The organism is Paenibacillus lutimineralis, assembly GCF_003991425.1.
Taxonomy (GTDB): domain Bacteria; phylum Bacillota; class Bacilli; order Paenibacillales; family Paenibacillaceae; genus Fontibacillus; species Fontibacillus lutimineralis.
Genome location: NZ_CP034346.1, coordinates 6,364,225 through 6,383,717, shown reverse-complemented (window position 1 = coordinate 6,383,717; position 19,493 = coordinate 6,364,225). Strand labels below are relative to the sequence as shown.

Below are 19,493 nucleotides of genomic sequence, written 5' to 3'. Positions count from 1 at the left end.
AGCGATATGTTTAAATATGCTTAAACGTTTAAGTTATCCAGTGAGAGGTCGGAGAAGATGAAAAAAACAACCATTAAAGATATAGCAAAAGCGGCAGGTGTGTCGATCGCAACGGTATCTTATATTTTGAATGACGTCAAAACCCAATCCATTTCCGATGAAACACGCGTCAAAGTTTTGAAAACAGCACAACAGCTGAAATATGTGGCCAATAAATCGGCGCAGTCGTTAAAAATCAACAAAACCGGGTTGATGGGAGTTTTATTGTTTAATGATCTGAAACCAAGTCCCGGTTCGGCATTAAAATATGCCAAGACGGTCTTCAAGCTGGAACAGCTGTGCAGCAAATGCGGGTATGACGTTATTTTTATGCAAATGGGCGCGGATGCCTTGTCTTACAAAGTGATTATGGAAAGAAATTTGGACGGCGTATTTTTGATTAATGTGGACCAGGAACAGTTTTATTCGATATCGAAGCAGTTCGGGTTCGGGATTCCTGTGTTTATTATTGATAGCTATATTGAGGATACTTTGTTTCATAAAATTATGCCGGACTTTGAACAAAGCTTCGCATTATGCAAGACAATGCTCGGCGAATCGCCTGAATTTCTTGTCATGGATTCATATAATCACGCCCCTTTGATGGAACGGATGAAGCATTATTCCGGATTAGACGAGAGCCAAATCTACGTTTATGAAGACCGTGAGGGCTTGGATACCTTCTTATCCGGGGTTAAGGAAAAGGCCGGGATCGTGATGAATGAATTTCTTGCTAATGAGGTCTGGAAAATGCATAAACGGATCGTCGCCTGCTGCACATGCCATTGTCCGGAAGTGCTGCCGGATGCAATGCCGAAAATATTGTTTGATTTAAATGACTACACCGAAGTTGTTCATATGATGAACAGTTATATTCATAACACGGCGTATGTCAATGGGGAGAAGTTTTTCTTCATCAACGTCACGCCGTGAATTAGAGTGATGAGGAGAATGTATAAGTGGATACGTCGCGTTTGATTGAACTCCGGGATTTCCATTCGGAAATATTAAATAATAAAAGAGATATGTTTGTTTATTTACCGCCAAGTTACAACGAAAATGAGCAGAAACGGTATCCCGTATTATATATGCAGGACGGCCAGCATATTTTTTTCGCCGACCATAAAGGCGAGTCCTGGGATGTTCACCGGACGGTGGACCGGTTGACTGTGGAAGGCAAAATCCGGGAAATCATCGTTGTCGCCGTCAGTCACATTGAAGATGCGAGAATTGCGGAATATATGCATACGATCCCAGGCGGATACGATATTTTCCATACGGTCAACCAGGGTGAATTGTATGAGGAATTCCTTGTCCAGGAAGTCAAACCTTATATCGACGCGACCTATCGGACCCTGCCGGATAAAGAACATACTGCATTGATGGGATCGTCAGCGGGCGGCCTGGTATCGTACAATATCGGTTTCCGCCGTCCGGATACGTTCGGCATGATCGGAGCCCTTTGTCCGTTTTTTGTAAGCATTGATCTGGAGACGATGGAAGAAAGATGGCTGAGCCATGTGTATCAGGAGAAAAAGGATTTGAAAATATGGATGGATGTCGGGGACGCGGAAGGGTTTACTGTTATGGAGAAACATGTGCGGCAGGTCGCGGATGTTTTGATCGCCAGCGGCTTTCGGCCGGGTGAGGATTTGATGTATTATTACGCTGTCAATTCCGGCCATTCACAGAAGGATTGGGCAGCAAGGGTGCATGCGCCGCTTATTTTCTTTTTCGGGGATATCGGAAAACCCGTCCGTGCCGAATTGCGTGGATCCGCGGCGGTTGGACTGCAAGGGCCCGTGCGGACCTTAAATGCGGTCGTCCATTACGACAGCGGTTTTATGATGACGGATTTGCGAGCTGATTATGAGGTGATTAACCCGGAACTGTTGGATGTCACCCCTGATGGGAAGCTCCTTCCCAAAACAACGGGGAAAGCTGCTGTCACTTATTTGAAACAGGAATTAAGGGCGTCTATTGATCTTGAAGTGGTTCCGCATATGTCCGAAACGGCGACGGTCAGCATTTACGTCAAAGTGCCAGCATCCACACCTCCGACCGAAAGGCTGTATGCCGGCATCGAACTGCCGAAGATTCACGACCGGCTTTACGGCGGAACGATCCAGGTCCCCGCGGATATGTCGTTCGAGTTCCGGATTTCAAGAGGGCTGGGCAAACATGAAACGGATAAGGAAGGAAAAGAGGTTCCTTACCGTAAATTCACGATAACGGACGGGCTTGTTTTGAATTATGAAGTTGAGCATTGGATCGATTGCCCGCTTGAAAACGAGGTGTGTTTATGAACAACCGGTCGAGCATTTTAACCATCGAAAAGTTCTATTCCGCCTACCTGGATAATGAGCGGGATATATTCGTCTACCTGCCCCCTGGGTATCATCAGGATCTTGGCAAGCGGTACCCCGTGCTCTACATGCATGATGGGCAGAACATTTTTCATCCAGCGTTTAACGGTTATTCATGGCAGGTGCATCAAACTGTCGACCGGCTGATTCAAAGCGGAGATATCGAAGAAATCATCGTCGTCGGCATTTCCAACATGGGAGCGGAGCGGTCAAACGAGTTTACACATGATTTGGATGGCGTTCGTTACCAGGACGATAAAGTCGACATCCGGCCGCTTGGTGAAACATATGAGAAGTTTGTGATTGAAGAGGTCAAAACCTATATTGATGTGGTGTTCCGCACGAAGCCTGAGGCGGAACATACAGCGCTGATGGGGTCCTCGCGCGGAGGTCAGGTCACGTATCATATGGGGCTGCGGCGGCCGGATATTTTCAGCAAGCTGGGCATTATTTCTCCATATTTTTATTACGTGGACCCAGTGACATTGGAAGAATATCCGCAGTACCATACGTTTACTGGCTTGAAACCATTTTCCCGCATCTGGATCGATTTGGGCAGCACCGAAGGGATTTTGGTGATGGAAAAGCATGTGCGCGAAGTCGCGGAGAAACTGGCGGATGCCGGATATGAACCGGATCGGGAACTGCTTTACCTATATGAACCTAGAGCGGGACATGTGGAAAAGGACTGGGCCGCGCGTCTGGCTTCCCCGTTAATCCACTTTTTTGGAGGCAAAGGCGAGGAGTGCTTTTTATCCCTGGATGGCAGTAGCGAGGTTGGGATCAAGGGGCCGGCATGCCGGGTGAATCCGGTTTTGGAGTCGGACCACGGTCTGCGCAGGACTTTGCTGCGTGCAAACTATGAGGTGCAGGACGAATCGGTTTTGGAGGTAAGGGAGGACGGAATCCTGGTTCCGAAAAAAGAAGGGGAGACGCTGGTAACCGCTCAATACGAAGGGCTTCGTGCCGGTAAAACCATCCGGGTGGTTCCAGAAATTCCGGAACGGGTGATGCTTGATATCATTGTCCATGTCCCGGCGGATACGCCTGATGACATCCCGATCTATGCTTATTTTCCTCTGAAACATGATCCGGTCCAAAGGGCATATGTCAATCAGCAACATCTGCCCCTGCATACAGAGTTTGTTTTTCAAGTCACAAGAACCGATGGCCGCGTCGGTGCGGACCGGAACGGAGTCATCATCGAGCATCGGTACGAAGCGACGGCGGACGGAACGCTTGAAATTGATGTGAAGCAATGGTATTAAGCGGGTGCGGATTGCCGAAATCTAGTTTAGTTCGGAGAATTCATAAGCAAAAATGATTCAAAAAAAAGAGCCTATAGCGGGCTCTTTTTTTGTTTGGATCTTTTCAAAAGGCACGACGGATGATTATATTAGACGATAAGAACGAGAAACTGGGCTGCCGTAATTCCGGTTAATTGAGTGTAATTTAGAAGGAAGGTTATGCGGGGATGTGAACCTGCGGCGGAAAGGGGTAACAATGATGAAAACACGAAGGGAATTTTGGAATAGAAGGCCACGAAGCTTTTAAAAAAACTTTTCCGGATGGTTGTATGAAATATCATCTTTATGTGTGCCCAAAGGACGGAAAAGGATTTTTGGAGCATATTGCTTTTCGGAATATTTGCGCGCGAATGCTTCGGCCCGGATGGAATACGGAAATTTGAAAGAGCAGCTCGCCGAGACCTATAGGTTTGATATAGACAGCTACATCCGGAACAAGACTGAATTTGTAAATCGCATTTTGAAGAAGACTTTGTATGGTGCGCTGGGCGTGTGATATTTAGTTTCGAAGAGCAGGAGAGCGGGGAGGATATGGTTCCTTGGGTGATCAGCAAAGATCCGTTGGATTTTTCGGGAATGCTTCGATTTCTTTCTGAGAATGAAAATGGAAGGGACCTTCCAGAAGGCTGGGTGCCCGACTCCACGTATTGGCTAGTATCGGAGAATCGCCAAGTGCATGGAGCCGTAAATATCCGGCATCGGTTGACGGATAAGCTCTGAATTGCGTAGGGCACATCGGGTACGGCATTGGATATGCGATTCAAATGTTAGCATTGGCGCTCGAAAAAGCCGCAGAGCTTGGCATTCAAAAGGTGCTTGTGGTGTGCGATGAAGACAATATTGCTTCCGCAAAAACAATTATTCATCATGGCGGAATACCGGATCAAGAATATATTGAAGAGAACGGAAATGTCATCAAGAGGTTTTGGATTGAGAACAGCTAGTTGTTATGGGATGTCCAAACTTCAATAAGGGAGGTCCACGCCGGGTTCAGCAGTTCTTTAGCTTCGGGCGTATGGTCCCTACCACCCAACTAATGCGCTGGGTATGAGCGGTGAAGATCAATCGGGGTGAGCCGTATCATAAATAACGGCGAAATTTTATTGCAGGAAAATGCGGAGAATGGTGTAGAAATTCCGCCAGCAATCGATCGCATTTCACGATATCCTCGTTAATCAGCTGTCTCGACGAATTCTAATTTTCGTTCAAATAGTATCCGTTCGGGAGGACGACATCCATTTTCATGCGATTTAGAATGAAAACAAGGCACACAATCGTAAGGAGGTTTGATATGATGAAGACAGCTGTTCATCATGGGAAATCCGGGGTAGCAGGGATTCAGTACAGAGAGGTTCCAATTAGCGGCCTCGGCTAATCAATCTCGATAAAATGAGGGGGATAAGAATATCACTGGAAGTATAGGTGGACATCATGATGGGGTAGTGAAGGGACGCTCTCAGTTCGTAAATCCGAAAATGGGATAGCCCCTTTGAGACAAGGGCGAGTGGGGCCACCTGAGGGAAAGATTGTTGCAAAGGTGGTTTAGAGGGGGAGAATATTGAAATCTGTTCATTTCTTTTGTGATTTATCTCGTTCCAAACATCATAAGAAGCTCTCCATTTTCTTCTGCAAGAGCAATGTAAATGACCCCGCCAAAACATCCCGGAGGAAGAGTTCCTTCGATAATCCAAGCTTCTGCAATAGGGTTATAGCTGATAGCGAAGGGAGTTTCCTCTAAAAAATGAGAATAATACTCTGCTAAGTAAGTGAAGATTGCCGTTGCAACTGCATGTTCATCTGTAAGCTCACCAAAAGCAATTTCATTTCCAAACCGATTTTTCCGGAGAAGAGTGTCGCGATCGGCGAAATAGAGTTCAAACCTCCCATATAAATTCTCATCATCCAAATCGCGTTCTACAAAGCCATATTCGATGACTTTTTCCTTTTGATAAACGTTGTGTTTGCTCTTTTTCTTATAGTCGACCCGTACGGTGATTTGATTGGCTCGAAGCCGGTCACGTTCTCGCTCCTGCTCCGCTATTAATTTCTCCAAAGCATCCATAAAGCTCATTTTGAATTCACCCTCAAAGAAACGTAATTGGGTTTCCCTTGTCATTATTAAATCTAAGTAGCTTGCTATACCGTGCTTCAATGGGACTTTTATGGTTTTACCTACAATCATTAGTCTATATTACAATTATATTATAATTTTGAAGCCGACTCTATCACCTACAAGGTGTAGGGAGGGGATGCAATCCATGTATGAACAATGCTTAAGCGAGAATATAATAGTTCGATCTGAAGATAAGGGATTTGCCTATCAAAATAGTTGATTACTCATATAGAAGGCAATCTTAGCGCTCACTATAATTGTAATTATAGTTGTGTTTTTAGAATTGGAGGGAAAAGAGAAGTGAAATCGGGAGCTTTAGATGATTTAATTGTTGGCGAAAGCCGTGTTCTTACCGATTCCCAAGTCACATCCTTGTGGGGGGGAATAGATCCGCAATTTTCACCGGACAATGCCGTTGCTGCCGTACAAAGTGCACTGCCACAAGATGAATATGAACAATTATTCCCTTGCCGTATTGGCACGAAGGAATGGCACAAGATTTCTGCTAACCTACCAAATTACAATATAGATCAAACCGACTATTATTCATATAACAACTTGATTGCTGCCATTACAGATGTAGCTAATATCAAATATAAGCTGGAATATAGACAGGACGATACTAAGAACAGTCGCGTATTCCGATTCGATAAAAAAACAAAGACAGAAACGCTCATCTACCAAAATGCCAACTTTAGCACCTCCTCGAATAGGACGGTTCCTATTATATCGAAAACGGTTGATTTTGGTTCCTTTATAAAAGAAGGGTCTGAATTGAAGCGAAAGCGCGAGCTGGCAGCCTTTCTCGCCAATATTTCGCACGAAACGGGTATAGTTATTTCAAGATTCGCAAGAAGTCCGCATGTCTGGGGTTTGTATTGGAATGAGGAAATATCCTACATTAACACCACAACTGTCAATTATGTTGAAGCACATGACTATTTTCCGCCAGTTGCGGGTAAATCCTATCATGGACGTGGACCGATACAGTTGAGCTGGAACTACAATTACGGATTGATTAGTGGAATTATTTACGGCTCCAAGGACAAGCTGCTTCAGCAGCCTGAGCTTATTGTGAACGATGGCAAGTTAGGCTTTATGACGGCGATCCTGTTCTGGATGACACCACAGCCTCCCAAGCCTTCCGCTCATGATGTGGTGGTTGGCAACTGGACGCCTTCTGAATCGGAGATTTCTAAAGGATTAACACAGGCGGGCTTTGGTATTACCATTATGATCATTAACGGTATCCTTGAAGGTAACCTAGCCGAAACTGACCGTCGTATCAATAGCCGCGTTGGTTATTATCGTAAAATTACGACACAAATGGGGATTTCCATTGAAGGAGAAAAATTAAATACGGTTGGCATGAGTCCATTTTAAAACCTATGGATATATTTGAAGAGAATGAAATCAGGGTACCTTTTTTTAGGTGCCCTATTTTCGCCTTTAGATTGATAAGGTGAACCGTATCATAAGTAAGCACAAAGTCGCCGTTAATTGAAGCGTCAAAGTACAGTTCAGTGTCATTGACGCTTCTCTGGTCGGGATTGTCTCCAACGTTTACGTTGATCTTGTTTATTATGGAGTGAAGCAAGTCCTTTTGTTTCATTGGTTCAACCTTGGTTATGACAAGAAGATGAGGTGAAAACAATCAGTTCCAGACACGAGGAACAATATTTTGATGTATATCGTTATACGAATGCCGTTGATTTGATAGCTGAAGAAATTATGGAAAAAAATATAACCATCGTTGGATTTGTTGAGATCGACTTCAGGTGATGTAGCCAATTGATGTTTTATAGAGCAATCATAGCGAAATAATAATTTTTTTCTGCGATGAACATACCAATAGAGGGAGAATTATATTATCTTCGACATGCTGATTTTTTCGTGCAGAAAATGCAAGGTATTCATTTTGTATCTATCATAAAATTTATCTAGAAAGGAGGGAAAACGATGGATTGGTTGGACAGGATGAATAGCGCCATGGAATATATCGAAACAAACCTAGCGGACAATATCGTATATGATGAAATAGCGCAGAGAGCCTGTTGCTCTACTTACCATTTTCAACGAATGTTTCCGTTTATTACTGGAGTATCGTTATCTGAGTACATTCGGCGTCGACGGTTGACATTGGCAGCATTTGATCTACAAACAACAGATGCAAAGGTTATTGATGTAGCTATGAAATATGGATATGATTCGCCAGAAGCGTTTGCACGGGCGTTTAAGAATCTTCATGGGATCATGCCGATATCTGCGCGCGATAAAGGCGTTTCTCTAAAAGCCTATCCTCGAATGTCCTTTCATATTTCAATTAAAGGAGATATCGAAATGAATTATCGCATCGAATCAAAAGGGCCTTTTGAGATGTTTGGAGCTTATGGCCTGGTCAATTCCGATCCCCAAAAAGTATATGCTGAAGTTGCTCAATTCCGTCAACAATGTGATGTAGATGGCAGTGTTGAAGGGATGAATGGATTACTGGGACGCTTTAGTAACACCATCTTGCACGCTGCCTTATATGATCATACTGGAACATCTTTTAAATACATGGTGAGTTATTTTTTGCCAAAAGGGCTTGAAATTCCGGAGAGATTTACAAGACTTTCTGTCCCGGCACTAACGTGGGCGATTTTCCCGGAACCACAATGTGATTTAATTAAGTTATGGGGACGGATTTATTCCGAATGGTTTCCGACATCGGAATACGAACAGGTTGAAGGCCCAAGTTTCGAGATGTATTATGGAACGGCAGAGTATGTTACTGGGGAGATTTGGATTCCAGTGAAGAAAAAATAACTTGTTACTTCATGCGGCACGCATGTGTTTCTCATCGGGCATCCGTCGTACTACCTAAAATTCGGTTTCGAACAAGCGAGACCACACGGCTTTGAACTATAGCAATTCGATGTGCCGAACGAGGTGTTTATGCTGAACATACTTTGTCAGAACGCCGGAATCAAAGGAGAACGCCCTCAAGGTTGTGGGCGTCCTTTTTCTTTTTTTATGGGCATTTGCTCGAACGGAAATGTAGGTATTACGCTAACGGGACACGATAGTTGAATAAAAGAGAAGTTCTATGTAGAACCACTCCTTATGAAGGGAATAGGCTGCAGTCGATGCCAAAAAGCCCCGCCGCCAGCAATCGATCGCATTCCACGATACTGGGGCGAGGCTTTTATCCATACGCTATAGAATGATTACGCAAACCGCGTCCATGACTTCAGCGTCTGGCGCACGTCGGCGCCATCGACGATCATTTTTACGATATCCTCGTTAATCAGCTGTCTCGACGAATTCCACTTTTCGTTCAAATAGTATCCGTTTGGGAGGACGACATCCATTTCTTGTATATATCGGGACCAGAGTCGACGGGAGGTCATCCCGCACTGTTCTGCAACCGATCGGGTAATCGGCAGCGTCCAGGGACGGCTGAAACGCTCCGGTCGCTCGAACACATGGTGCTTGAGAAACGCCCAGGCCAGTTCAGGATGCTCGCACTTCGTCGTGATCCCGGTCGCCCCCATATAGACCATATTCGCCTGCACGCCTCCGGGCATCTGCGGCAATCCGACTACGTCGAACTCTTCCCCGATACCCTCAACTTCAACCGCACCGGCAAACCACGTAAACGCACTGATCAACGCAAAGCCTTGATGCAGCTCGCCTGCTTTGGACGGTTCCTCAGGCTTGCGGCACGCATGAAATTCACGGTACATGTCAATTACGAGTTGGAATGCTTCGACCGTCGCATCGCTGTCGATATATCCGTGGGCAGTCGACCCGTCTGGAGATAAATAACTTCCACCGTTGCGCATTATAAATGGCTCATAAAGCTCGATATCCGGTCCTGTCGCAAAACCAAATTGAGTCGCCACACCATTCTTGTCTCGGATCGTCAGCTTACGGGCCATCTCTATCATCTCGGCCCATGTCCAGTCATCAGTCGGGTACGGCAGTCCGGACGCGTCCAGCATCGCTTTTTTGTACAGAATCAACGGAATAGATACGCCGTCAGGAAGGCCTGGAAGCGTCCCATCCTTCGTTGCCACCCTCATAATGCCGGGATTCAAATCCTCTTCCAGCCCCGGTGTCGCTCTCACAAACGGAAGCAGATCTATAAAGAGACCCTTCTGGTTGAACAGCGACCAGCCCCCGCTATCCATTAAATCCGGCTCTTCCGACCGGAATGCCTGCAACGACTCATAATTGTCAGCCGATTGAATAAGGACGATTTCGACGCCGGGATTGGCGGCTTCGAACGACGCCTTCGAATCCATGATTTCTCCGATATGCTCAAGCTGGGTCAATAATTTTAATTGAATGTGGCTCATCTTTGTTCCCTCCCGAATATTAAGCTCATGGCATTCTCCAAATAACCGATTGCGGCTGCTTCGAACTCTTTGGCCTGCAGCAGCAGTGAAGCACATTCCGTCCGGACTTCCGTTGTGAGCAGGGATGAGCTGCGGATAAACGGCACAAGCGTGCTTACACGCTCCAATTCCTCCGAAGTTTGTACATACGCCTCCGATGCCAACAGCACAAGGCGCATTGCCTCACCCTTGAGCGGGACTGATTTAAGGTACAGCGCCGCATATTTCTTGGCTTCCGAATACACCGCTGCCAGCTGCCCCATGCCATATCTGTTCGGCAGGATGCCGGAGTCCGTCATGTACTTGATCCACCGATCATAAGCCCTTAACCCTGATGTATATGACAAATAATCCGTCATCGGCCAGTAGTTGCACCCTTTTCGCCCATAGTGGATCGCGAACCGTATCGCTTCAATCGCACGATCCTCGGCAGATCGTTTACCTGAGACGGATTTTTCTGTTTTCCCGTCGATTCCTGCCAGAAACCGTAACGGATTTTCTGCCAAATCATCATAATTAAGCGTTTTCCCTTCCGGCAGCATTAGGTCGGTAACGTAAACCTCCCGCTTAGCATCGTCATAGCCGTAGATGAGTGACCATTCGTGAACATGAGGCGAAGACGCCATCGTGTCGAAATACAGCACTGGTTTACCCATGTTAATATACCTGCGAATAAACGGCAGAATCGCTTCCTCGATCGGGAGCACAACTGGAAAACGCTCCGAAGCGGCAAGCAGCGGCACAGGCTTTTCCGATAGCTGTCCGCAGAGGATGCTGATCTCATACCCCAACTCTTTCATAATCGTCTTCAGTGTCTGCCGCCAGTCGAAAACATAAATCCCGTCCGCAAATGTCGTTTTATTGGAGATTTTCATCCGGAAAGCAAATCCGGACTCGCCCATCAGCTCCTGCGTACCCCGCTGATCACCAATCGATGCCAGCATATGCCCGATCCGGTCTACGAACGTCGTTAGCGTCGAGGAAGTCTGAGGCCACTCCGCCAGCTTCACAATATGCGCTTGATTCATATCCACTCCTCCCTTCTCTGGAGGAAGGCCGAGCATAACCCGGACATGAGCCTGACGGAGCTTACGCCGGGAACGGTGCAGATACGTATGTACGGAGCCGGTAGTCGTATGGTACATCTGTGCGATCTCGTCGGGGGACAGTTGCCGGAAAAAATAAGACTCGAAGATACCTCTTTCCCTGCGATTCAGAGAGCGCAGTAACACATGGATCGTCTCGAACAGCTCCTTACGCAGCAATTGCTCTGCGGGGTCCGTCTTCTGTGCCGCCGACATTGCGCTCATCCGGGTTAGGTGGCGAAGCAGGCTGTCAAGGTTATCCCATTGGATGCGGTCCACTCCGCCGTATTCGTTCTCCTGCCACCCGCCGATAGGCTGCTCCCGCTTGTAGGGGCCTCCCCGACGCAGCCGCATATTTGCCTGATTTTGCACGATCCTGTGAAACCACGGCAGGAAACGGCTTGTATCCGCGAGAGTTCCCACATGCAAAAATGCGCGGACAAGCGCATCCTGCACGATATCGTCAGCCATATGCGAATCTTGCGTCATCCGTTCCGCCCATCGCTTCGCCCGGTCTCGGTGCGTCTGAATCAGCTCGCCGAACGCCTCGGTATCGCCCATTTTCGCCCGCTCAGCCAATTCCTTGTCACGTTTGTTTTCCTGATCCTCCCGTATTGCACTCGGTACCCCAACTAACTCCGAACGACCCATAACGCTTCCCCTCCTGACCGCGACACTTCTATACCGTAAGTCGTTCCGCAGAGTTCCCAGCCCGGTGGTGTGGCACTGCATAACGTCATCCGGTCGACCTACATGCTCAATAAATATCAGCCTTCCACTAGATGAGATGCCACAGGGAGCCGTTCTCTTAACAGCTATTTAAAAAAATTAAAAGTTCTCGAAATTTTTATTTTATCTAAAAATCTATTTTCATTCTTTTTATGATTTCTCGCATATGAAATAATGTCTTCTGCTCGATCTCGGTCACAATCAATCCTTTTTCCAGTCGTGGATCAAAAGCTTGGCGCACCATTCCGACTCTAACGAGGCAATCGCATGGATTATGGCGAATTGTGTCATGTTAGCTGTTCAGACGCGCTTTTGTAAAGCTGCCCAGATCGATCACTTTGAAGAGTACTTCGAAACGAGCTATTGTCAGAAGAATTTACTCATCTCCACTGTTAAAAATATGAATTTTACCCATGATATCATGCGATTTAGAATGAAAACAAGGCACACAAACAAGTAAATGAGTGGAATATGAGAATCCCTTCAAGGGATAGCTGGTATTAACGCACCCCTTCAGGGGCATGAGGGTGCACAAGAGCGCCTATGTACGTGACGAAGCACTTTATTTGCGGCTCTACAAAAGGAAGGAAGAGGAATTTGTTAGTCAGAGGCGCAGGATTTACGACGTCGATCCCCGGTTTATGCTGGAGCAGGATGGCGTACAACTGGTGGCTCTTGATAAATGGTCTTTGGACGGGAATGAGATCAGTGAAGAGGATACAATGGTCTATCACATGTCTTCTGAAGAAAGGGATCGAATACAACAATTAATTGCCGCTTACGATGCCCGGCCTCCTTTTGACGAAGTGAAATGTAAGGAAGAATTCAGCGAGATTCAAGAATGGGGATATAAGGAAGCATTTCATAAACTTCCGGACGAGCTGTCCTCACGCATTGCGGATATGCGGGTATTTGCGCTGGGTTACTGTACGAGAGAGGTATTGCGCGAGCTGAAGCAACTGAGCAAAGAAAATAAAAAGCGCATGATGCTGGTCATGGATGAATATGGGCAGGCACAACAAGCGGAGAACATTCCCGAACATATCCGCAGCCGATTCCGTTTTCACGATTGCAGAGTGACGGAGCTTACGTCTGGCAAGCAGATTGTCATGAGACTAGACACGCAAGGCGGATTTACGAACAGTAATAAGGTTACTATTTGATGCAGTCGACGAAATCATCAGACAAGACGAGCACATATTGGGCAGCTACTGGATTTATAATGAGCTGTATCGTACGGATTGCGGCTATGAAGTCCATATCCTGTTTTCGGGGGAAGGGATGCCTGAACTCATTATTCGCTGCGCAGACATTGTTGTAGAACAAGAATAAGGAAAGCATGGATCTAGACTACAGTTAAACTGGAGATCTGGCGGAATGATCAAAATAGCCTATGATGCCCGGTACAGCGTTTACGGTCTATATTAAAGCAACAGGGCGAAATTCCCTTACTCGTACACAGAATGTAACAGGCTGGTTAGACCATTCGGTTACTTATGTTAGTCGAAGTCCGTAACGATTGCATCTTCGGCATTCGTCTCTCCGAGCTCGTAATCGATTTTTGATATCCGGTCAGGGGCATTCGCATTGTATTTTTTCTTTTTGAGCTTCTAAATTTTTGGTGGTCTAAAAAATACAAAAGCCAGCCGAACGCAAACGCGGATAGGGCTGGCTTTTGTGTTGCTATATGAAGTTAACAATTTTTTTAATTGTCATATGACAAAATTCATGACACCAGTCACTAGGATACAAATAGCAATTATTTTAAAATTAAAATATAGGGTATGGTGTCAGAAAATAGTTATTCGTGGGCATTAAATGTCCATTTTTGTTGAATGGAGTAAGGAAATTTTGATTAGGAAGGAAGATCGAAGATGAACAAAAAGTTATTCATTTGGTTCACGGCACTGACGATTGGTTTGACCTCTACCGTATCCATGGGAGGCAGTGTCTTTGCAGCAAACACTTCGGCTGATTTCATCGATCTACAGGGCTTGGATGGGGCGAAGAGGGCGAAGATCGATGCTTTGATTCAAGCAGGTATCATTAACGGAGTATCGTCAACGAATTTTGGGCTACAAGAAGAAATGAATCGAGCGCAATTTGCGAAGGTAGCGGCACTTATTTTTAATTTGCCAGTGAATCCCAATCAACAACAGTCATCTTTCTCTGATGTGAGATCAGATGATTTAGCGAATGGTTATGCGTTACCTTATATTGAAGCTGTAAGGGCAGCGGGAATAACCGACGGTGTAGGCGGCGGGCAATTTAACCCTGCAGGTCAAGTAACAAAAGAGCAATTAGCGGCATTTCTCATTCGAGGATTAGGTAGAGATGGACAAGCACAGTCAACTCCAGGGAGTGGAGATCAGACAGTCTCTGATTGGGCACAAGGCTATGTTCAGATGTCACTCCAGTTAGGGCTGTTACAGAATGCTCCGGACGGCACATTCGGCGGTACAGCAGGAGCGAGCCGAGAGTTACTAGCTACCAGTTCTTTTGAAAGCGCAAAAACGTTTGAAGCTGCTCAACCACTTGAGGTGTCTGGTACGAACTTTGCAGCGGGGAACAAGCTAGAGTTGACGATGACGGCTGGAATTGATCCGAGTTCCATTGATCTGTCCAAGATTCTGGTGAACGGTGTGCCTCTGGATCCGAAGCTGGATAGCTATGAGTTGTCTGAGGATAAAAAGACAATCATTATTAAGCTGCACCAAGGGTATAAATTGGATTCATCCAAAACACCGATTATCGTAGTAAGCGGTTTGAAGACATCTTTTGGTAATGAAATTAAGAATGATAGTAATAAACCAATACCGGTTAAATTAACGGAGCCTCCGGTGGCACCGCAAGTACCTGCATCTACTCCATCAACGTTCTCACCATCGCCATCTACACCATCGGTACCATCAACGCCGACACCTGATGTAACACTGACCATCCATGTTTCGAACGCGGAGATCACACAAACATCAGCCTCCTTTCCAATCACGGGATCGGTCACTGGCTCCGTGTATTACTCCGTGCTGCTGTCCGATATGGGGGCTCCAAACTTGGATGAGATTAAATTAGGGACGAATGCTGTTGTCCATGGTTCGGTTGATTTGGATGGAACTAAGGGGGATTTGAATCTGCAGGGATTGTTACCTGGCACCTCATACATATTGTATGCTTATGAATTTGCCAACAATAAGACATCTACCATCTCTAAAGTATCTTTTCAGACGTTGGCTGAGCAGCAAAATGGTCCTACGATTACTTTTGATGAATTTGAGACAATAAGAACGCAGGGAGACATTAGCGACACGATCCATGCAGGTGTTTACACGGGTGAATATAATAGGCTATATTACGTGCTTACCGAGTTTCCCTCTGTTTTCCCAAGTGTTGAACAGGTACAATCCGGCAAGGATGGAGCAGGAGTTAACGCGATCCAACAGGGGATAATCGAAATCGAAACCGCCTCACAGAGAGCCGATATTCACATCTACGAGAACTTGCTTCCCAGCAAGACTTATTGTCTCTACATTGTTGGATCTAAGGGAGATTTGTATAGTCAAGTTGTGGGGTTGATTTTCGAACGTACGGATTTGGCCAACGAAACTTTTACGAACTGAATAGTGAATCAGACCGCAGATACAACCTGCGGTCTTTTTGTGTTCAAAAGTTAATACGACCAGTCAATCAAGTTCATGCTCGTACGCAAATATACCTATTTGATGGGCGGTCATATTCATGGTATTCAGTTCATGGACATGGGGGAAATGGTAATTACCTGGATATCGGTGCTGGAGAAGGGTGTCCTTATTTTTCGCCTTATAGATGATACGGAGAACCATACCATAAGTGACGGCGAAACATTTGGTGAAACGGCTCTTTCGTAACATATCAAATCTTCCTAGCAACAATGAAATATTCCTGAGAGCTTTTCTTCAAGCAATCCGATTCGACAATTGAAAAACTCCCTTTCTCAATTGTATCGATTAAATTTCGTATTTTAAATGACCTTATATTCGGCGTTAGACCAATTCTACCTGCAATGAATAACAAGCTGCTTAGAAATTTCTTTTCTCCCATGCATGGTATTGCAGAAATCAATAATCCTCCCGGTTTCAACAGTTCATTCATTCGTTGCAGAACGATATGTTCATCTTCCAGCAAATGCAGAACGTGGAAGGCCAAGATGGCATCAAATGAGCCTCTCTTATACCTTTCATCAAAAATGGTCGCATGGGCATAGTTTATATTTGCGATGTTTCGCTCTTTTGCCTTTTTTTCTGCAATTGCGATCATATTCGAAGATATATCAATCGCATGAATCCCTTTCACATATTCGGCAATTTTATTTGCTATCAACCCAGTGCCACAGCCGAAATCCAAAACAATGCTGCTTATTTTGAGATGCGTTTTCGTTCTTTTTATTATATTGATGTAAGTCTGTTCATCCTTCATCTCGATTTGATCATATTGACTTGCTGTTTTGTCCCAGAAACGTTCTGATGTATTCATTTCCGTTACACCTTCTTTTCTAGAGCATCCGCCCGGTTGAATCCGTTAAGGATTAGCCATATAGCCAAGACCAATTGTTGAGAGGCTATTGGAACGTTCAACGTCATGTAAGCTGCATCGAGACCGATGAAGCGAATCATAAATAATAAGCTCGCCAATATGGACAATATAGATCCAATAAGACCCGAAACGGACAACCAGCGTGGGACGAATTTTGCTTGGTAAAATATGCAGTTAAATAAGAACATCGCCAAAACAGATGTCAGTGTCGTGGCCACATGATTCACCAAATCACGTCCTTCCCGTAACAATCCACCCAAGGTCTGAAAATACGAGTCATCTAGAGTTCCAGATTTTGCAAATTCGTGGCTTAATGTCAATAGCAACAGAAGAATGATTACACCAATAATAATGAACACACCCGCAATGATGCCGAAAGCAGCAGATCCAAGAGCTAAACCTTTATTATGCTTACTTAGAATCGGATACATCGCAATAGGAATACCCACATATGCAACAACCATTAACAACTGGGAAAACGCTCCTATCAGTACCTGATTTCCATTTGTAGAAGCCTGAACAAGGTAGTCTGCTCCATCTATAACTGGAACAACACTAAATATACCTGTAACCAACCCGGCTAATAATAACACCCCGGTAATTACTGCAGACCTTCTGCCTGAATTTGTATTCTTCCTCCCCATCCATGAGCCTCCTCATCCTTACCTGCCCTTATCATCATATTGAAAGACCTCTTCGATGGACTTTTCGAAGACACGCGCGATGCGAAAAGCCAGCTCCAATGAAGGTGAATAATTCCCCTTTTCGATAGCAACAATCGTTTGTCTGGTGACCCCGGCCTTATCAGCTAATTGCTGCTGGGTCATCTCGTTATGATGAAAGCGAAGATTCCGTATATGATTGCTGATCGCATCCTTTCCCATGTTAAACTCCCTTTCTATAAAAGTAGAATTGAGCGATACGTCCCAGTAGATCGGATAGAAAACCGAAGAAGATCAATACAAGAAACGTTAAGTAAGTTGGAAGATCCGTAACGAGCGGAATCATGGATAATATAAACCCGAAGAAAAACACATAAAGCGAAATCCGGTCTGCCTTCAACTCGATGATCTTATCCAACTCATCTTCAAAAGAAGGCCCATCTTCATTCGTGGCGATTTTATTGATGATGACAAACACAACATGAATAATAATCTTAGCTACAATCGACACCGGGAGCAGCACCAGAATGAAGGAACCCCAAAAACTGAAGTCGCTGGCCGAAGTGATGCTGCCTTCCTCGGCCTTGTTTACAGCGTATAAAGTGTAGAGGGTGAAGATGAGTAAACTGCTGATGATGGAAACAAAAATTTTTTTTTCTTGATAGGACATATTGACCTCCTCACTAAGGGAATCATTCCCAAAATGTAAATTAAACTATACATAATGTAATTAAAACCAGATCCTTTGTCAAGTTTACTTTACACACATTTCTGCGCCATCAATGTGTCAACGATTGGTTTAGAGTCTTCGCTTGCAGCAGAAGCGCTTGCTGGTTTACGTGCTAATGAAGCTCGCTACTTTATAAACAAATACAAGCATGAATTTACGGTTGTACCCGCCAGCGAAAGTCAAGAGAGCCTTGATTATGTGAACCGCATTTTGAAAGAACGCGATATTGCGTTTGCGGCCAAGCCTTTGGAAACATCGCGTTTTCAAGTGGAGATTTAGATAATCCGATTGATGAAAAGATGCAAGCAAACCAGTTATATAATCAAATCTTCATAGTTATATATTTGTCATAGCAACTAGTGAAGAAAAAGGAATTGATAGTTTTTAAGAATAGAAAATTGTATTATATTGAATTAACTGAACTGGATAAATTTTTTTACGATTGTAGAAATGATTATCCAGCAAAACAAAGATTTGATTATGGCGAATCTATTCAAGATTATAGGGTCTATTCAAGTAAAAGAGGGTGTTCCCGGTGGCAAAATGGGATAACATGCTATCCATGATTTGGATGCTTCGATCCGGAAGGAAACTCACTGCTGCGCAGATTGCAGACAGTTTGGAGATTAGTGTCCGCACCGTGTACCGGTATATCGACGCATTATGTGCCAGCGGCGTGCCGGTCGTCGCGGAATCAGGCCATGACGGTGGCATTCGCATTCTAGAAAGCTTCCAAGAGACACCATTATTCTTCAACTCTGTAGAGCTGAAGGCGCTTGTGGACGCGTATAAGTTTGCGCAAGGCGCTGGCTATCCGTATACGGAGGAGTTGGAAAGCGCGTTGAAGAAGGTGGAGAACGGGCTGCACGAAGAGCAGCGTGATGATCTGTCCCGCCGGACGGGAGGCTTGGATGTGATTTCTCCGGCGCGTCCGCCTTTCGTTGTTCCGTTGTTGCGGGACCTGGAGCAGGCGGTTAATGACGGGCGAACGGTGCGTATCGTTTATCGCAAAGCGAATGCGGAGCAGGCCGATGAGCGTGATGTCGATCCGTACGGACTCGCTTACGACCGAAATGAATGGTACACTGTCGCGTTCTGTCATCGTTCGCAGGCAGTGCGGACGTTCCGCGTGGATCGCATCGCGCGGTTGGAGCCGACCGAAGCGTGGTTCGAAAAGCCGGAGCGCTTCTCCACGTCGGTCTATTTCCGAGACCAGTCCGAACGGAAACGGGAGGCGGAGGGGCCGCTGACGGTCATCCGCATCGAGGGAGAGCCCGACACGCTGAACACGGTTTGCGGCCACTGGCATATGCGACACTATTTGACGGAACGTACCGATCGGGAGGCGCGGTTTCTGCTCGATGTCCCAACAATGAACAAGTACCTTCCGATGTATCTAATGACGTTTGGCACAGCCATTCGCATTCGCGAGCCGCTGGCGCTAAAGCGACGGGTCCAGGAGATGGCATCGGCAATCGCACAACATTACGATATCGGAACCGATTAAACTT

General features: G+C 45.6%; 18 protein-coding genes and 2 pseudogenes. 13 read left to right on the top strand and 7 right to left on the bottom strand.

Features of this window, described 5'->3' with window-relative positions; all coding sequences use genetic code 11:
• Nucleotides 1–57: 57 nt before the first annotated feature.
• The 5 genes and pseudogenes from EI981_RS28350 to EI981_RS28330 all read left to right on the top strand — a co-directional run bounded on the left by EI981_RS28350 (nucleotide 58) and on the right by EI981_RS28330 (nucleotide 4,656).
• Nucleotides 58–972, top strand: a complete 915-nt coding sequence (locus EI981_RS28350) for a LacI family DNA-binding transcriptional regulator (protein ID WP_127004007.1) — start codon at nucleotides 58–60, stop codon at nucleotides 970–972.
• Between the two features lie 26 nt (nucleotides 973–998).
• Nucleotides 999–2,345 (top strand): alpha/beta hydrolase, encoded by a 1,347-nt coding sequence (locus EI981_RS28345; RefSeq protein WP_127004005.1) that lies wholly within the window; start codon nucleotides 999–1,001, stop codon nucleotides 2,343–2,345.
• Nucleotides 2,342–3,673 carry an alpha/beta hydrolase gene (locus EI981_RS28340; protein WP_127004003.1) on the top strand — a complete coding sequence of 444 codons (1,332 nt, stop codon included), beginning with the start codon at nucleotides 2,342–2,344 and terminating at the stop codon, nucleotides 3,671–3,673. The genes EI981_RS28345 and EI981_RS28340 overlap by 4 nt, the downstream gene beginning before the upstream one ends.
• A 328-nt stretch (nucleotides 3,674–4,001) precedes the next feature.
• Nucleotides 4,002–4,208 carry a GrpB family protein gene (locus tag EI981_RS28335; RefSeq protein WP_227011626.1) on the top strand — a complete coding sequence of 69 codons (207 nt, stop codon included), beginning with the start codon at nucleotides 4,002–4,004 and terminating at the stop codon, nucleotides 4,206–4,208.
• Nucleotides 4,157–4,656, top strand: a pseudogene (locus tag EI981_RS28330) (GNAT family N-acetyltransferase). The gene EI981_RS28335 and the pseudogene EI981_RS28330 overlap by 52 nt, the downstream one beginning before the upstream one ends.
• Nucleotides 4,657–5,297: 641 nt before the next feature.
• Here the strand turns inward: EI981_RS28330 and EI981_RS28325 are convergent.
• Nucleotides 5,298–5,894, bottom strand: a complete 597-nt coding sequence (locus EI981_RS28325; RefSeq protein ID WP_227011625.1) for an NTF2 fold immunity protein — start codon at nucleotides 5,892–5,894, stop codon at nucleotides 5,298–5,300.
• A gap of 231 nt (nucleotides 5,895–6,125) precedes the next feature.
• Here EI981_RS28325 and EI981_RS28320 point away from each other — a divergent pair, with 231 nt between their 5' ends.
• Together EI981_RS28320 and EI981_RS28315 are read left to right on the top strand one after the other, a co-directional pair.
• On the top strand, nucleotides 6,126–7,208 hold the full coding sequence (locus EI981_RS28320; RefSeq protein WP_227011624.1) for a chitinase: 1,083 nt from the start codon (nucleotides 6,126–6,128) through the stop codon (nucleotides 7,206–7,208).
• Between the two features lie 576 nt (nucleotides 7,209–7,784).
• Nucleotides 7,785–8,633 carry an AraC family transcriptional regulator gene (locus EI981_RS28315; protein ID WP_127003997.1) on the top strand — a complete coding sequence of 283 codons (849 nt, stop codon included), beginning with the start codon at nucleotides 7,785–7,787 and terminating at the stop codon, nucleotides 8,631–8,633.
• Between the two features lie 401 nt (nucleotides 8,634–9,034).
• Here the strand turns inward: EI981_RS28315 and EI981_RS28305 are convergent, their stop codons facing one another.
• Nucleotides 9,035–10,168: an extracellular solute-binding protein gene (locus EI981_RS28305; protein ID WP_162616299.1), complete on the bottom strand. Its 1,134-nt coding sequence runs from the start codon at nucleotides 10,166–10,168 to the stop codon at nucleotides 9,035–9,037.
• Nucleotides 10,165–11,943, bottom strand: coding sequence for an RNA polymerase sigma factor (locus tag EI981_RS28300; protein WP_162616298.1), 1,779 nt, complete (start codon nucleotides 11,941–11,943; stop codon nucleotides 10,165–10,167). Before EI981_RS28300 ends, EI981_RS28305 begins: the two co-directional genes overlap by 4 nt.
• Before the next feature lie 605 nt (nucleotides 11,944–12,548).
• Here EI981_RS28300 and EI981_RS28295 point away from each other — a divergent pair.
• The 4 genes from EI981_RS28295 (at nucleotide 12,549) to EI981_RS29855 (ending at nucleotide 15,905) form a co-directional block, all read left to right on the top strand.
• On the top strand, nucleotides 12,549–13,184 hold the full coding sequence (locus tag EI981_RS28295) for a DUF4085 family protein (RefSeq protein WP_237172639.1): 636 nt from the start codon (nucleotides 12,549–12,551) through the stop codon (nucleotides 13,182–13,184).
• A gap of 37 nt (nucleotides 13,185–13,221) precedes the next feature.
• Entirely contained in the window at nucleotides 13,222–13,353 is a 132-nt protein-coding gene (locus tag EI981_RS30350; protein WP_472794388.1) for a DUF4085 family protein, read from the top strand.
• A 542-nt stretch (nucleotides 13,354–13,895) separates the two neighbouring features.
• Nucleotides 13,896–15,638 carry an S-layer homology domain-containing protein gene (locus tag EI981_RS28290; protein WP_127003991.1) on the top strand — a complete coding sequence of 581 codons (1,743 nt, stop codon included), beginning with the start codon at nucleotides 13,896–13,898 and terminating at the stop codon, nucleotides 15,636–15,638.
• Nucleotides 15,639–15,713: 75 nt separating this feature from the next.
• Complete coding sequence (locus EI981_RS29855) at nucleotides 15,714–15,905, top strand: hypothetical protein (protein ID WP_227011623.1); 192 nt, start codon at nucleotides 15,714–15,716, stop codon at nucleotides 15,903–15,905.
• Nucleotides 15,906–15,909: 4 nt separating this feature from the next.
• Here the strand turns inward: EI981_RS29855 and EI981_RS28285 are convergent, their stop codons facing one another.
• Genes EI981_RS28285 through EI981_RS28270 form a run of 4 tightly spaced genes read right to left on the bottom strand, consistent with a single transcriptional unit; the run spans nucleotide 15,910 to nucleotide 17,922 of the window.
• Nucleotides 15,910–16,530 carry a class I SAM-dependent methyltransferase gene (locus EI981_RS28285; protein WP_127003989.1) on the bottom strand — a complete coding sequence of 207 codons (621 nt, stop codon included), beginning with the start codon at nucleotides 16,528–16,530 and terminating at the stop codon, nucleotides 15,910–15,912.
• Between the two features lie 5 nt (nucleotides 16,531–16,535).
• Entirely contained in the window at nucleotides 16,536–17,234 is a 699-nt protein-coding gene (locus EI981_RS28280; protein ID WP_127003987.1) for a DUF4386 domain-containing protein, read from the bottom strand.
• 18 nt (nucleotides 17,235–17,252) lie between these two features.
• A complete protein-coding gene (locus EI981_RS28275; protein WP_076326716.1) occupies nucleotides 17,253–17,474 on the bottom strand; it encodes a helix-turn-helix transcriptional regulator in 222 nt (73 codons plus the stop codon).
• A 1-nt stretch (nucleotide 17,475) separates the two neighbouring features.
• Nucleotides 17,476–17,922, bottom strand: coding sequence for a hypothetical protein (locus tag EI981_RS28270; protein ID WP_076326715.1), 447 nt, complete (start codon nucleotides 17,920–17,922; stop codon nucleotides 17,476–17,478).
• A 108-nt stretch (nucleotides 17,923–18,030) separates the two neighbouring features.
• Between EI981_RS28270 and EI981_RS28265 the strand changes: the two are divergent.
• Nucleotides 18,031–18,255, top strand: a pseudogene (locus EI981_RS28265) (phage tail protein); the annotation flags it as partial.
• Nucleotides 18,256–18,517: 262 nt separating this feature from the next.
• The gene (locus EI981_RS28260) at nucleotides 18,518–19,489 is read left to right on the top strand and encodes a helix-turn-helix transcriptional regulator (protein WP_127003985.1); all 972 of its coding nucleotides are present in this window, start codon (nucleotides 18,518–18,520) and stop codon (nucleotides 19,487–19,489) included.
• The last annotated feature ends 4 nt before the right edge of the window (nucleotides 19,490–19,493 follow it).

Bases quoted from the DNA above. Each gene is read 5' to 3' on its own strand.
- EI981_RS28350 (WP_127004007.1), top strand. From the start codon at position 58: ATGAAAAAAACAACCATTAAAGATATAGCAAAAGCGGCAGGTGTGTCG.
- EI981_RS28340 (WP_127004003.1), top strand. From the start codon at position 2,342: ATGAACAACCGGTCGAGCATTTTAACCATCGAAAAGTTCTATTCCGCC.
- EI981_RS28325 (WP_227011625.1), bottom strand. From the start codon at position 5,894: ATGATTGTAGGTAAAACCATAAAAGTCCCATTGAAGCACGGTATAGCA.
- EI981_RS28315 (WP_127003997.1), top strand. From the start codon at position 7,785: ATGGATTGGTTGGACAGGATGAATAGCGCCATGGAATATATCGAAACA.
- EI981_RS28305 (WP_162616299.1), bottom strand. From the start codon at position 10,168: ATGAGCCACATTCAATTAAAATTATTGACCCAGCTTGAGCATATCGGA.
- EI981_RS28300 (WP_162616298.1), bottom strand. From the start codon at position 11,943: ATGGGTCGTTCGGAGTTAGTTGGGGTACCGAGTGCAATACGGGAGGAT.
- EI981_RS28290 (WP_127003991.1), top strand. From the start codon at position 13,896: ATGAACAAAAAGTTATTCATTTGGTTCACGGCACTGACGATTGGTTTG.
- EI981_RS29855 (WP_227011623.1), top strand. From the start codon at position 15,714: ATGCTCGTACGCAAATATACCTATTTGATGGGCGGTCATATTCATGGT.
- EI981_RS28285 (WP_127003989.1), bottom strand. From the start codon at position 16,530: ATGAATACATCAGAACGTTTCTGGGACAAAACAGCAAGTCAATATGAT.
- EI981_RS28280 (WP_127003987.1), bottom strand. From the start codon at position 17,234: ATGGGGAGGAAGAATACAAATTCAGGCAGAAGGTCTGCAGTAATTACC.
- EI981_RS28275 (WP_076326716.1), bottom strand. From the start codon at position 17,474: ATGGGAAAGGATGCGATCAGCAATCATATACGGAATCTTCGCTTTCAT.
- EI981_RS28270 (WP_076326715.1), bottom strand. From the start codon at position 17,922: ATGTCCTATCAAGAAAAAAAAATTTTTGTTTCCATCATCAGCAGTTTA.